Below are 14,214 nucleotides of genomic sequence, written 5' to 3'. Positions count from 1 at the left end.
TACGTGCAAAGGCTGCGGGCCCGCTGGGCACCGGATAACGCTCAGGTCACGCCGCGCAGCGGGCGAAGGACGCCATTTCGCCGCCCTCGGCGGCGGTCTCCACGATGGTGCGCGCCTCCTCGAGCGTGGTCACCGCGAACACGTCGAGCCCGTCGGGCACGTTGCCGGCCACCTCGTCGCAGTTCGCCTGCGGCGCCAGGAACAGGTCGGCGCCGTCGTCGTGGGCGGCCCAGAGCTTCTGGCGGATGCCGCCGATGCCGCCGACCGCGCCATCCGAGTCGATCGTGCCGGTGCCGGCCACCTGGTCGCCGCCGGTCATCGCGCCGGGCGTGAGCTTGTCGACGATGCCGAGCGCGAACATCATGCCGGCGCTCGGCCCGCCGACGTCATCGAGCCGGATCTGCACGTCGATCGGGAAGTCGTAGCGCATGCGCACCCCCACCCCGAGCACCGCCTGCCCGCCGACCGCCTCAGGGGTCGCCTCGAGCACGAGCGTCTCGCCGTCGCGGAGCACCTCGAGCTGCGCGGGAGTCTCGGTGCCGTGCTCGCCGAGCGCGGTGCGCAGCTCGTCGACCGAGTGCACCTCGACGCCGTCGACCGCGACGATGACGTCGTCCTCCTCGAGCACCCCCTCGGCGGGCGTGCCCTCGCCGACGCCGAGCACGACGACCTCGCGCGGGAACTCGTAGCCGAGCTCGACGAGCGCCGCGGCGATCGCGTCCTGCTGCGAGTCGACCATCTGCGCCGTGTTCTGGGCGTTCCGGTCGTCCTCGCTGAGCCCCGGTGGGTAGACCGCCTCGAGCGGCACGACGGCGCGGCGCGGATCGAACCACGCGGCCGCGACATCCAGCCAACCCGGCGTCGCACCCGGACGGCCGACCGCGGCGACCGTCAGGAGATCGAGCGACCCCTCGGTGGCGTGCGTCTCCTCGTCGGGGATCTCGATCAGCGGGATCTCCTCGCCGTCGACCTCGGTCGTGCCCAGCGTGTCGTAGATCGGCCCGGGCTGCTGGATCACGTACGGCGACGGGAGCAGGGCGAAGACGAGGCCGATGACGACGGCGATGCAGACCGCGGCCCATCCGATCCGCTCGCGCCGCGATCGCGGGCTCGCAGGCGCCCCACCCGACCCGGGCCCGAACAGCGACATGCGCCGACATCCTTTCCGTGGGCGCCGCATGGCGACCCCACCGGGGCCGGCGCTGTTCGCGACGGGCGGACACCCGGAAGGTCAGCCTAGGCCATTTCCCGGGAAGGAAGCGGGGCGGCGGCGGTAGCGTGGAATGCCGAACGAGGGAGGTGGCCCGAGTGGCCGAAGGCGACGAGGAACGCGACCGGAACCCCGAGGACGAGTTCCGCGACATGCTCCGCGAGCTGCTGTCCGGGTCGGGCGGCATCGACCCGTCGAAGCTCGCCGACGCGGCCGGCCTGCCGAGCGATCCGGCGAGCCTCGCGGCGATCTTCAGCCAGCTGCAGCAGGCCATGCAGCGGTCCGAGGACGAGGGCATCGACTGGTCGCTCGCGCTCAGGCAGGCCGAGCAGCGGGCGTCGGCCGGCCAGCGCCAGGTCGAGCCCGCCGAGGCCGAGCGGCTCGACGCCGCATTCGACCTCGCAGCGCTCTGGCTCGACGAGGTGGTGGATGTCACGGCCCTGCCGGGCACGCCCGAGCTGCTGACGCGGCGCTCGTGGGCCGCGGCCACGCTGCCGATCTGGTCGCAGCTTGCCGAGCCCGTCGCGCTCAGCATCGCCGACTCGCTCACCCGGGTGATGAGCGAGCAGGCGCCCGAGGAGCTGCGCTCCATGATCCAGGGCGCGAGCCGGATGATGCGGGGCATCGGCGGCGCCATGTTCGCCATGCAGCTCGGGCAGGTCGTCGGCCAGCTCTCGACCGAGGTCGTCTCCGGCGGCGACGTCGGCCTGCCGCTCCTGGAGGACGGCCGCGCCGCGCTGCTGCCGCAGAACGTCGCCGAGTTCGGCGAGGGCCTCGACATCCCGAACGACCAGGTCGAGCTGTACCTCGCCGTGCGCGAGCTCGCGCACGCCCGGCTGTTCCGGCACGCCCGGTGGCTGCGGTTGCACCTGATCACCGCGATCACCGCGTTCGCGCGGGGCATCGACGTCGACGTCGAGCGGCTGGAAGAGCTGGCCGAGGGCTTCGACCCGTCGAACACCGACGAACTGCGCGACGCGGTCGCCAACGGCGCACTCCTCCGCCCGAAGAGCCCCGAGCAGGAGGCGGCGCTCGCCCGGCTCGAGACCATGCTCGCGCTCGTCGAGGGCTGGGTCGACGTGGTGACGGCGGATGCCACGGCCCGCCTGCCGAAGTCCGACTCCGTCGCCGAGACCATCCGCCGCCGCCGCGCGACCGGCGGACCGGCCGAGTCCGCACTCGCGACGCTGGTCGGGCTCGAGCTGCGGCCGCGCCGGATGCGGGATGCCGCGGCGATGTGGCGGGCCGTCACCGAGGCCGTGGGCGTCTCCGCACGCGACGCACTGTGGACGCATCCCGACCTGCTGCCGACTGCGACCGACCTCGACGACCCGGCGCCGCTCGCGGCCCGGCTCGCGGCCGGCGGCCAGGCCGGCGGCGAGGCCGACGCCGAGTTCGACGAGGCGCTCGAGGCGCTCCTCCGCGGCGAGCTTTCCGACGAGGGGGGCGCAGCGGGCGATGACGAGGAGAGCGCAGCGCGCGATGACGAGGAGAGCGCAGCGGGCGATGACGAGGAGGGCGCGCCCGGCGACGAGCGGGCCTGACCGCCCGCGCTCCGGGCCCCCTGTGGAGGGAGCCCGACGTGCTCCGCCGGCCTGCGGCATGCTTCCGGCATGACGCCGCGACTGGATCCCGCACTCCCCTTGGTCTGGCGCTCGCCGCGCGAACTGCAGCTCGGCGGGGCACGGCCGACGGCCGTGCTCGTCGACCCCGGGCCGGCCGAACTCGGCCTGCTCCGCGCGCTGTCCTCGGGCGCGTCCGTGTCCACGCTCCGGACGATCGGCACGGGGCTCGGTGCGAGCGAGGCCGAGGTCGACGCGCTGCTCGAGCGGCTCGAACCGGCGTTCCTGCCCTACGCCGGGCACGAGGCCGAGCCTGACCGCCAGGCCGTGGTCGCGATCGGCGGCGACGGCGCGGCGATCGCCCCGCTCGTCCGCCTCGTCGCCCGGATGGGTCACCGCGCCGTCGACGCCGACGCGATCGACCCGCGCGACGCCGACATCGGGGTCCTCATCGGCGCCTGGGTGATCGCCCCGGGGGCGCACCTGCCGTGGCTGGCCGCCGACGTGCCGCACCTGGCGGTGGTCTCCGACGAGCGCGGATGGGAGGTCGGCCCGCTCGTGCGGCCCGGGGCGGGTCCGTGCCTGCGGTGCGTCCACCTCGCGCGGCGCGACGCGGATGCCGCGTGGCCCGCGATCGCGGCCCAGCTCGCCGCGGCTCAGGCCCCACCCCGATCGGCCCGGGCCGAGCACGAGGCGCTCGCGCTCGCGGCATCCGTCGTCGACGACCTCGTGCGGAACGGACGGAGCGAGCTCGACGCCGCGACCGTCGTGTTCAGCGACGCGACGGGCTCGCCGCGACCCCGATCCCACCCGATCGAGGCGCATCCGGAGTGCGGATGTCGAGCTCTCGGAGGAACCGCGACGGCTCCCGTTCGCCTCGATGCGCGGCGGCCCGGCCGGCCCAGCTCAAGGTCAGCCGACGCCGTGCCCGCGTGAGGCCCACGTACAGCAGCCGGCGTTCCTCGTCGACGGCCTCGAGCCCGGTCGCGTAGGCGATCGGCAGCATGCCCTCGGTGAGGCCGACGAGGTGCACCTCGTCCCATTCGAGGCCCTTCGCGGAGTGCAGCGTCGCGAGCGTCACCGCGGCGATCGCCGGCTCGTGCTGCGCCTCGGCGCGGGCCCGGAGGTCGTCGGCGAACGCGCGGAGCGTCGTGCCCGCGGGCAGGTCGTCGACGAGCCGGGCGATCGCGTTGAGCGACTCCCACCTGGCGCGCACGGCGCCCGGACCGGCCGGCGGCTCGATCGACCAGCCGAGCGAGCGGAGCACGTCGCTGACGGTCTTGAAGATCGGCTCGTCGCGCAGCACGAGGGCCTCGGCCCGGATCGCGTGCACGGCCTGCTTCACCTCGGGCTGGTCGAAGAACCGCTGCGCGCCCCGCACCCGCGTCGGCACGCCGACCTCGCCGAGCGCCTGCTCGAGCAGCGCCGACTGCGAGTTCACCCTCAGCAGCACGGCGACCGACTCCGCCGGCACGCCCGCGTCGAGCCGGTCGCGGATCCGGGCGGCGACGCCCCGCGCCTCGGCGAGCTCGTCGGAGTACGCGACCACCTCGGGGACGAGGTCGTGCGGCGCCTGGGCGCCGGCCGGCCGCGCGCGCGGCGCGTCGGCGCCGCCGATCGCGGGGTCGCCGCCGTCGGGCGCCCACGCGACGAGGCGGAGCGCGCCCGGCCGACCGCGCATCAGGCGGTTCGCGACCTCGACGATCTCGGGCGTCGACCGGTAGTTGCGTTCGAGCCGGACCAGCGTGGCATCCGGAAACCGCCGCTCGAAGCCGAGCAGGTACTCGGCCGACGCGCCCGCGAACGAGTAGATGGTCTGGCTCGCGTCACCGACCACGCACAGCTCGTCGCGCCCGCCGAGCCACAGGTCGAGCAGCTGCTGCTGCGCCGGCGAGACGTCCTGGTACTCGTCGACGACGAAGTGCCGGTACCCCTCGCGGACCTGCATCGCGACCGCGGGCTCGGACTCGATCATGCCCGCCGTGGCGAGCAGCACGTCCTCGAAGTCGATCATGCGACGCTCGTCCTTGAGCGTCTCGTACGCCTCGACCAGCGCGAGCAGCTGCTCGGCGTCGAGCGTGCCCGGCGCACCGCGGCTCGCGACGCGCGCACGGAACTCGTCCATCGAGAGGCCCGTGACCTTGCGCACCTCGATCGCGGCCGCGACATCCCGCAGCGTCGCGGTGTCGACCTTCAGCCGGCAGCGTTCGGCAGCCAGCCCCAGCAGCCGGCCCTTGAACTCGAGCACCCGCGGGGCCGGGCCGCCGACCACGATCGGCCAGAAGTGGTTCAGCTGCGCCAGCGCGGCCGCGTGGAACGTGCGCGCCGGCACGGCGCCCGCGCCGAGTGCGCGGAGCCGCGCCCGGAGCTCGGCGGCCGCGCGGTTGGTGAACGTGAGCGCCATGACGCGCGCCGGATCGTACGCGCCCGTCGCGACGCCGTAGGCGATGCGGTGCGTGATCGCGCGGGTCTTGCCCGTGCCCGCGCCTGCGAGCACGCACACGGGTCCGTTCAGCGCCTCCGCCGCGATGCGCTGCTCGTCGTCGAGCGCGGCGAGCAGCGGGTCGGTCGTCGGCGTCGTCACGAGGTCGACCACGGCACGGACGACTCGAGCGGCCCGCCGTACCACCGCTCGAGCATCCAGCGCGCGATCGACGTCTCGCCGGGAAGCGCCATGCGTCCGAGCGCGGCCGTGAGCTCGTCGCGGTCGAACCAGCGCAGCTCGAGGATCTCCTCGCCGTCGGGCACCGCGGTCACCGGGGCGCCGTCGGCCACACGCGCGCGGAACGCGCACATCAGGCTCGCGGGGAACGGCCACGGCTGCGACCCGAGGTACTCGACGCGGTCGACCGCGAGCCCGGCCTCCTCCGCGATCTCGCGCACCACCGCCGCCTCGAGCGACTCCCCCGGCTCGACGAAGCCGGCGAGCACCGAGAAGCGGTCCTGCTGCCACATCGCGTTCGAGCCGAGCAGCACGCGGTCGTCGTCGTCGGTCACGATCACGATCACGGCCGGGTCGGTCCTGGGGAACCGCAGGCGGTCCTCGGCGAGGCACCGCCGCGCCCACCCCGACGTCACGACCTCGGTCGGACTGCCGCAGCTCGCACAGAACGCGTGCGTCGCGTGCCAGTTCGCGAGCGCGACGGCCTCGATCGCGAGCCCGGCGTCGCGGTCGTCGAGCGCGGTGGCGACCGTGCGGAGCCCCGCCCAGCGGTCGTCGGGCGCGAGCGCGGCGGCATCGGCGTCGGCGAGCACCCACGCCTCGATGGGACTTCCCGCCGGCAGTCGATCGCCGGCGTCGCCGGCACCCGGGTCGAGCGTCCGGCCGAGGTAGCAGCGCAGGACCGGCTGGGGCAGGGTCGACGGATGGCGCAGGCCGAGCGCCCGCGAGGTGTCGCCGTCACCGTCGCCGCCGCCTGCGCCGGCGCCGAGCAGCACCCGGCCGTCGCGCACCACGAGCACGCGCGCGTTCGGGTCGGCGTCGAACGCGTCCTGCCGCTCGAGCGAGGCGCGGCTCGCCGCATCGCGGTCGAGGTGCTCGCGTGCGAGCGGCGGCGCGTCGACCGCGAGCGGCGCGTCGGGTTCGAGCACGGTGCACCTCTCGCTTGCGGCCGGAGTCGTCGGGAAGGCGTGGCGGTCGCCGGGCAGGCGGGAACACCTGCTTAGGCTGTGTGCCATGGCCAGACCCCCACTCACTCTAGCCGCGTTGGCCACGGCCGCGGTGGCCGGACTCGAGGTGCGGGCGGCCCGGGCGCACACCCGCGGTGCGGGCGGCGCGTTCGACGCCGTCGAGCTCCATTCGACCGACGGGCGACGCCTGCTGATCCGCGCGCCGCGGTCGCAGAGCGCCGAATCCGAGCAGTCCGCCGACCTGGTCGCGCTGCGCGCGCTCACACCCGGCATCCGCTCGCGGCTGCCGTTCGCGGTGCCCGAGTTCGTCGGACAGGCGCCGATCGGCCCGACCCGCGCGGTCGTGACCGAGTTCATCCCCGGCGCCGTCCGATCGGCCGACGAGCTGACCGCGAATCCGGCCCTCGCGGCCGCGATCGGCCGCGCGATCGCGGCGATCCACTCGCTCCCGCCGGGCTTCGTCGGCGAGGCCGGCCTGCCCCGGCGCACTGCGGCCGAGGCGCGCGAGTCGGTCGTCGCGGTGATCGACCGCGCCGCCGACACCGGTCGGCTTCCCGCCGCGCTCGTGCGCCGGTGGGAGGAGGCCACCGACGACGAGACGCTCTGGCGGTTCGTGCCCACCGTCGTGAACGGGCAGCTCGGCGCCGACTCGTTCCTCGTGGAGGGCGACCACGTGTCGGGGATCGTCGGCTGGTCCGGGCTCGCGCACGACGACCCCGCGCGCGACCTGCACTGGGTGCTCACATCCACGGGCGCCGCCGCCGAGGAGTCGCTGACGGCGTACGTGACCGCGCGATCGGGCGGCGCCGACGCCGAGCTCGCGCGCCGGGCCCTGCTCTACGCCGAGCTCGAGCTCGCGCGCTGGCTGATGCACGGCGTCGACACCCATGACGACGCCGTCATCGACGACGCGGTCGCCCTGCTCGACGGCCTGGTCGCGAGCGTGCACGACCGGTCGTCCGAGTCGCTGACCAGCGACACCGGGCCGATCCTCGCGGTCGCCGACGTGGAGCGGCTGCTCGATGAGACGCCCCGCGACGTCCGCGCCCGCGAGGCCGGGTCGACCATGCTGACCGACAGCTACGACGTCGAGGAACTCCGGCGCCACCTCGACGGCGATGGAACCGACCGCGACGCGGGGACCGGCCCGGGCTCCCGGACCGGCACGGGCTCCGCGCCCCACGTCGCCGATCCGCCCGGCGCCCCGCCGATGGACGCGACCGCGCCGATCCCGCTGGACCTCAGCGACTGGGGCGACGCCGACCCGCCCGCGGCGGGCGACGCGCGCGGCCGCACGGCCTAGGGCTCGGCGATCGCGGTCCGCACCGTGTCGGGCACGGCCGCCGGCGTCGGCGAGGGCGCCGGCTCGATCGGGCGGGCGGCGACGCCGGCCCACGCGCGGCGGATCTCCTCCTCGCCGTAGAGCCGGTCGGGATGCAGCACGCGGTCGTCCTCGACGTAGTAGAAGACGGCGTCGATCGCGGCCGCCGGCACGCCGGCCCAGCGCGCATAGGCGAGCCGGTAGAGGGCGAGCTGGGTCTGCCGCAGCTCCAATTCACGGGCATCACGTGGCGCCGCCCCGGTCTTCCAGTCGACGACCTGGTAGCGGATGCCGCTGCGCCCCGACTCCGACTCGGGCTCCACCTCGTACACCGCGTCGATCTTGCAGACGAAGACGTGCTCGTCGAGCGGCAGGTGCAGCTCGAGCTCGACGGCGACGGGTCGCCGGTCGGCCCACTCCGACGCGGCGAAGATCGCGCGCAGTCGCTCCAGGCGCGCCTCCACAGGATCGTCGGGTCGGCCGGAGCCGTGGTCGACCAGGTCGTCGGCGGGATCGAACGCGAGGTCGAGCGCGTCGAGGTCGGCGGAGGCCGCGTCGACCGCGGGGCCGCCGCCGACGCCCGGCCCGCCGCCCGAGCGCTGCTCGACCCACGCGTGGAAGAGCGTGCCGATGCGCGTCGCGCGGTACGGGCGTTGCGGCATGGGCCGCGCGAGCTCGGCGGCGACCGCGTCGGGGTCGTCGACGTAGTCCTTGAACCGCGACGCCGGCACTCGGGTCGGCACGGCCCCGCCCCGCCGCTCGCCCCGTCGGCGGCGCTCCTCGAGCAGCATCCGGATGTCATCGGCCAACGCCGGCCCGATGCCGACGCCGCTCGGCCCGGCGGCGGCCTCGCGCACCGCATCGGCCGCGCGCACGATCGCCGGCCGGCGCACGCCCAGCGGATCGAGCGGCCACGTCACGCGCGACGACTCGGCCGCGCGCGGGTTCTCGGGCTCCTCGGGCGCGCTCGGCAACGCGGCGGGATCGACGACGCCCGCCATGACCAGCTCGCGCAGGAACGTGCTCGGCGAACGGGGCGACTTCTGCGTCGCCCACCACGATCCGGCCAGCAGCAACTCGGACCGCGCGCGGGTGACACCCACATAGGCGAGTCGGCGTTCCTCCTCGGCGTGGCGCTCACGGTTCTCGGCCGAGTACGCGCGGACGGACTCGTCGAACTCGGCCTGGCTCTGGACGCCGCGCCACACCAGCTCGGGGATCTCGTCGCGGTCGCCCCGGAACTCGTCGGGGAGCATCCCGAACGCGAGCCAGCCCTTGCCGCTCCTGGGCTTGGACGGCAGCTCGTCGTCGACCAGGCGCGGGATCGCGACGACGTCCCACTCGAGCCCCTTCGAGCCGTGGATCGAGAGGACCTGCACGGCACCGGGTTCTGGGTCATCCTGGCGCGGGCTCAGCCGGTCGCGCTGCTCGGCCTCGGTCAGCCAGCCGAGGAACGCCCCCAGCGTCGGGTGCTCGGCGGTGTCGACGAACCCGGCGACGAGGTCGCCGAACGTCTCGAGGCTCGCGGAACCGAGCGGCTGGGCCGGATTCGCGGCGACCTCGATGTCGAGCAGGAGTTCCTGCTCGACGAGCGTGACGAAGTCGACCAGCCCGAGACCGGCCCGGCGACGGAGGGACTGGAGTTGCGCGCCCGCGCGACGGAGCCGAGCGAGCCCCTCGGGCGTGAACCCGCCGAGGGCCCGGTGGTCGTCGGGCGCGGTGAGCAGGAAGTCGAGCGCGTCGACGATCGACGGCGACTCGTCGGGGGCGATCGAGCTGCGGAGGCCCTGCCGCACCTCGTCGGCGAGGCGCCTCGTACCGAGGTCGCGCTCGGCGAGCCAGCGCGCGAGACCTCCGAGCGCGGCGAGGTCGGCCGTGCCGATGCGCCAGCGGGCGCCGCCGAGGAGTCGCAGCAGCTCGGAGCCCGCGGTCGGGTCGTGCACGACGCGAAGGGCGCAGACGAGGTCGGCGATCACGGGCTGGTCGAGCAGGCCGGCCATCCCGAGCACGTGCACGGGCACGCCCCGTTCGCGGAGCGCGGCCGCGAAGAGATCGACGTGGGTGAAGGTGCGGCACAGGAGTGCGCCCGTGCGCCCGCCCGGGCGCATTCGGTCGGCGAACCAGCCGGCGAGGGCCGCGGCCTCGTCGTCGATGGTCTCGTGCCACGACACGTCGATGCGGCCCGGCCCGGCGAAGGGCGACGGCCGGAGCGGCGCCTTCGGGATTCCGGCGTCGAGTGGGGCGATGAGCGCGTTGGCCGCCTCGAGCACGACGACGGGGTTGCGCCAGCTCGTGGACAGGTCGTACGCGGCCGCCGAACCCGACGGGGCGAAGTCGGCCCCGAACCGGGCGAGGTTCGCCGCACTCGCGCCGCGCCATCCGTAGATCGACTGGTCGGGGTCGCCGACCGCCATGACCGGGTGCCCGCCGAAGAGCGTCGCGAGCAGCCGGGTCTGCACGACGCTCGTGTCCTGGTACTCGTCGAGCAGCACGGTCGCGTACCGCTCCCGGTGCGCGTCGACCACCTCGGGGTGGGCGGTGCAGATCTGCAGCGCGAGCGCGACCTGGTCGGAGAACTCGACGACGCCCCGGCGCAGCTTCGCCTCGGCGTAGGCGTCGGCGAGGTCGAGCAGCGGAGGGAGCGCGTCGACGACCCCCAGGGCCGAGACGAAGCTCTCGAACGGCGTGCGCTTGCGCGGCGCCTCGATGGGCAGGTCGGCCATCGCCAGGAACTCGCGCGCGAACGCGCGGACGTCGCGGCTGTCGGTGACGTTCTCGGCGAGCGCGCGGCTGAGGCCGAGGACCGCGCCCGTCACGCGGTCGAGGGACGCGTCGAGCTCGACGAGCCGCTCGTCGGCGGACGCGGCGACGATGCTCCGGGCGAGCTGCCAGGCGGCGGCCTCGCCGAGGATCGCCGCGTCGGGCTCGCGGCCGATGCGGAGGGCGTGCTCGCGGTAGATCGCTCCCGCGAACGCGTTGTACGTGAACACCGCGGCGGACTCGAGGGGATCGAGCCGGAGGTCGGCGATGCCCTCGGCCACGAGTTGCGCGACACGTTCGCGCACCCGCTCGGCGAGCTCGCCCGCGGCCTTGCGCGTGAAGGTGAGGCCGAGGACCTCGGGCACGTCGACGAGCCCGTTGGCGAGCAGCCACACCACGCGGTTGGCCATGGTCTCGGTCTTGCCGCTGCCCGCCCCGGCGACCACGATGCTCTGCCCGCGCGGGTCGGCCTCGATCACGGCGCGCTGCTCGGGCGTCGGTTCGTGCAGCCCGAGGCGCCGCGCGATCTCGTCGGCGCCGATGCGACGCCGCTCGCCGGCCTGGCTCATGCCGACACCGCCGGCACCAGGTGCACGCGGTACTGCCAGTCGCCGAACCGCGAGCCGTGCGGCAGCTCGACGGGCGACTCGAACGTCGCGCCCGCCATGACGCGGCCGACCTCGTCGAGTCGCTCGCGGAAGGCGGCCTCGGCCTCGTCGTCGAAGGGCTGCTGGGCGCGCTCGGTGTAGAGGCGCCCGCCGACCGGCCGGGCGACGTACACGAGCTTCGCTCCCCCGAGCCGGCCCCCGTTCGGCAGCACGCCCGCGCGTGCGGCGAGCTGGTAGGCCGCGAGCTGCGGATGCGCCGCGGTCTGCGCGGCCGTCGGCGGCGTGCGCCCCGTCTTCAGGTCGACGATCACGGTGGTGCCGTCGGGCGAGGCCTCGACGCGGTCGATGGTGCCCGTGATGCGGATGCGCCCGCTCACGAGCGTGAAGCGGCCCTCGGCGCCGAGGACGACCACGCCGTCGTCGGCGGCGTTGCGGAGGTAGTCGGCGGCCCCCTCGGTCATCCGCCGTGCGCCACGACGCTCGCGCTCGGCCACCCAGCCCGCATCGAACCGGAGATCGCGCCAACGGCGTTCGACCGACGCCCACAGCGTCTCGACGTCGAGGTCGCCCTCGCTCGCGGCGGCCTCCTCGACGACGGCGTGCACGATCGTGCCGATCGAAGCGGCGAGGCCCGACGGCGGCTGCGCGACCTGATCGACGAACCAACCGAGCGGCGACTCCTCGACGCGGTCGATCTGCGACGGCGAGACGGCGACGAGCGCCTCGGGGTCGCCCTCGAGGTCGACGAGCGGCGCGGTGGTCGTCGGCTCGGCGAGGCCGTACCACTCGTCGGGGTGCGCCCCCGCGATGCCGTGCTCGGCCAGCAGCGCGAGCGCCGCCGCCGCCTCGCGGTCACCGGTCGCCGCGTCGCGGCGGAGCGCCCCGACGAGGCCGCGGAGGTGCAGCGGCCGCCGCCGCCGCGCCGACGGCCCGTCGGGCGCGAACCCCATGAGCACCGACGGCTGCTCGTCGTCGGTCGCCGTGCACGCGAGCACGACCTGGCGGCACGCGCGCGAGATCGCGAGCGCGAACAGGCGCAGCTCGTCGCCGCGGACGGCCACGCGGACCGCGGCGGCGCTCTCGGGCTCGGGCTGCGGCGCGCCGGCGCGCATCGCCGCGACCGCCGCGGCCAGGCCGCCGGCGTGGAGCAGGGTGCCGCGCGGCCGGAGGTTGGGCCACACGCCGTCCTGCAGGCCCGCGACGACCACGACGTCGAACTCGCGGCCGATGAGCGCCGGCGGCGTTGCGAGCACGACGGCTCCGGCACCGCGCTCGGGTGCGAGCGAGTCCTCGGGCAGCGCGTTCTGGAGCATCTCGTCGACGAACCGCCGCGCCGGCGCACCGGGTTCGCGTTCGACGAAGCGGCGGGCCGCCGCGAACAGCGCGACGACCGCATCGAGCGAGCGATTCGCCTCGTCGGCGAGGACGCCGCTGCCCGCGGCCTGCGCGGCCCACTCGGCCTCGAGGCCGCTGTCGTGCCAGAGCAGCCAGAGCAGTTCCTCGACCGTGGCGCCGCGCGCGGCCGAACGCCGCGCGGCGTCGAGCAGCGCCGCCAGCCGCCCGGCGCGGCGACCGGGCGCGGCATCGATCGTGGCGAACCCGCCGGGCGCCCCGAGCGCCTCGGCGAGCAGCTCGTCGGCGCTGCGGACGCCGCCGCCCGCCAGCTCCTCGTGGCGGAGCGCGAGCCGGAGCCGACGGAGCCCGACGCGGTCGAGCCGACCGAGCGGGCCGGTGAGCAGCGCGGTCGCCGACTCTGCCGAGAGCGGCTCGATGCCGAGCACGCAGGCGGCCGCGGCGAGCAGCGCCGCGGAGCCCGGCGCGTCGCGGAGCGCACTGCGCGCCGCACCGCCCGAGACGGGCACGTCGGCCGCGGCGAGCGCCCGCGCGAACGCGGGGATCTCGGCGCCCGACCGCACGACGACCGCCATCGCCGGCCACGGAACCCCGTCGAGCAGGTGGCGCTCGCGGAGCAGCGCGGCGACCTGGGCCCCCTCGGCGGCGGGCGACGGTGCCTCGATGCCGAGGACGGGCTCGAGCGGGTCGTCGTCGTGCTCGAGCGCGTGGGCCGCGGCGCGATGCGTGCCGCCGAGGGCCGTGCCGATGTGGTTGGCGACCTGGGCGAGCATCGCACGGTGCGCGGGCCGCCCGCGGTGCACGACCGGCAGCTCGACGCGGCGGACCTCCCGACCACCGAGCGCGCGCGAGAGCGACCCGAGGAGGTCGGCCCGGCCCCCGCGGAAGCCGTTGCTCGCCACGTCGGGGTCGCCGAACGCGACGATGTCGACGCCCCGCCCCGCGAACGCGCCGAGCAGCGCCGCGCCCGCCTCGGTCGCCTCCTGCGCGTCGTCGACCACGATGAGCCGCAGGCCGGCGAGCAGTCCGAGCGCGGCGTCGTCGCGAGGGTCGTCGAGGCTGCCGCGCACGATCGCCGCGGCGAACGCGCCGAGCTCGGCCGAGTCGAACTGGGTGGGGCGCAACTGCTCCTTCACCTCGGCGTACTCGGCGAGGAACCGCGCGGCGGCGACCCACTCGGGCCGGCCCGCCCGGACGCCGAGGTCCTCGAGCTCGGCAGGAGCGACGCCCTGCTCGACCGCGCGCATCATGAGGTCGCGCAGTTCGGAGCGGAACCCGCGCAGCGCGCGCACCTCCTCGGGCAGCGCCTCAGGCCACTCGGGCCCGCCACCGTCGAGCGCCTGCGCTTCGAGGAGCTCTCCGATGACCTGGTCGTGCTCGGCGCCGGTGAGCAGCGTCACGGCACGCCCCGTGCGAGCGCGGACGAGGTCGTACGCCACGGCGCTCGCGGTCCGCGCCAGCGCACCTCGCGTGGTGACCCCGAGACGCACCGCGAGGGCGTCGCGCAGGCTCGCCGCGGTGCGTCGCGTGGCGGCGAGCACGAGCACCTCGGACGGGTCGAGGCCCGCGTCGACCCGCTCGGCGACGAGCTCGATCGCGAGCCGGGTCTTGCCCGTGCCGGGTGCCCCGAAGACCGCCGCGTGCCCGTCGCCCACCAGGTCGGAGACGGAGCGGACGGAGGTCGCATCGAGGTGCATGCCGCCCACGGTATCCGTGTCCGCCGACAGTGAACGCGACGGGCCCGGACCCGCGCGTGTCGTAGGGTGGCGT

7 protein-coding genes are annotated in these 14,214 nt (G+C 75.6%); 2 read left to right on the top strand and 5 right to left on the bottom strand.

Features of this window, described 5'->3' with window-relative positions; translation table 11 throughout:
• Window positions 1–46 precede the first annotated feature (46 nt).
• Complete coding sequence (locus AC3RKB_RS14805; RefSeq protein WP_491437025.1) at window positions 47–1,150, bottom strand: YlbL family protein; 1,104 nt, start codon at window positions 1,148–1,150, stop codon at window positions 47–49.
• Between the two features lie 212 nt (window positions 1,151–1,362).
• Between AC3RKB_RS14805 and AC3RKB_RS14800 the strand changes: the two genes are divergently transcribed.
• Entirely contained in the window at window positions 1,363–2,754 is a 1,392-nt protein-coding gene (locus AC3RKB_RS14800; RefSeq protein WP_491437854.1) for a zinc-dependent metalloprotease, read from the top strand.
• Between the two features lie 790 nt (window positions 2,755–3,544).
• Here AC3RKB_RS14800 and AC3RKB_RS14795 read toward each other — a convergent pair.
• Window positions 3,545–5,368, bottom strand: a complete 1,824-nt coding sequence (locus AC3RKB_RS14795) for an ATP-dependent helicase (protein ID WP_491437024.1) — start codon at window positions 5,366–5,368, stop codon at window positions 3,545–3,547.
• Entirely contained in the window at window positions 5,353–6,363 is a 1,011-nt protein-coding gene (nudC, locus tag AC3RKB_RS14790) for an NAD(+) diphosphatase (RefSeq protein ID WP_491437023.1), read from the bottom strand. The genes AC3RKB_RS14795 and nudC overlap by 16 nt, the downstream gene beginning before the upstream one ends.
• Before the next feature lie 85 nt (window positions 6,364–6,448).
• Here nudC and AC3RKB_RS14785 point away from each other — a divergent pair, with 85 nt between their 5' ends.
• A complete protein-coding gene (locus AC3RKB_RS14785) occupies window positions 6,449–7,705 on the top strand; it encodes a phosphotransferase (protein ID WP_491437022.1) in 1,257 nt (418 codons plus the stop codon).
• Here AC3RKB_RS14785 and AC3RKB_RS14780 read toward each other — a convergent pair.
• On the bottom strand, window positions 7,702–11,052 hold the full coding sequence (locus AC3RKB_RS14780; protein WP_491437021.1) for an ATP-dependent helicase: 3,351 nt from the start codon (window positions 11,050–11,052) through the stop codon (window positions 7,702–7,704). The two genes, AC3RKB_RS14785 and AC3RKB_RS14780, sit on opposite strands and share 4 nt — an antisense overlap.
• Window positions 11,049–14,141 (bottom strand): PD-(D/E)XK nuclease family protein, encoded by a 3,093-nt coding sequence (locus AC3RKB_RS14775; protein ID WP_491437020.1) that lies wholly within the window; start codon window positions 14,139–14,141, stop codon window positions 11,049–11,051. Before AC3RKB_RS14775 ends, AC3RKB_RS14780 begins: the two co-directional genes overlap by 4 nt.
• Between the last annotated feature and the right edge of the window lie 73 nt (window positions 14,142–14,214).

It is taken from the genome of Agromyces capsici, from assembly GCF_058349965.1.
This window is presented reverse-complemented; position numbering and strand designations above follow the sequence as displayed.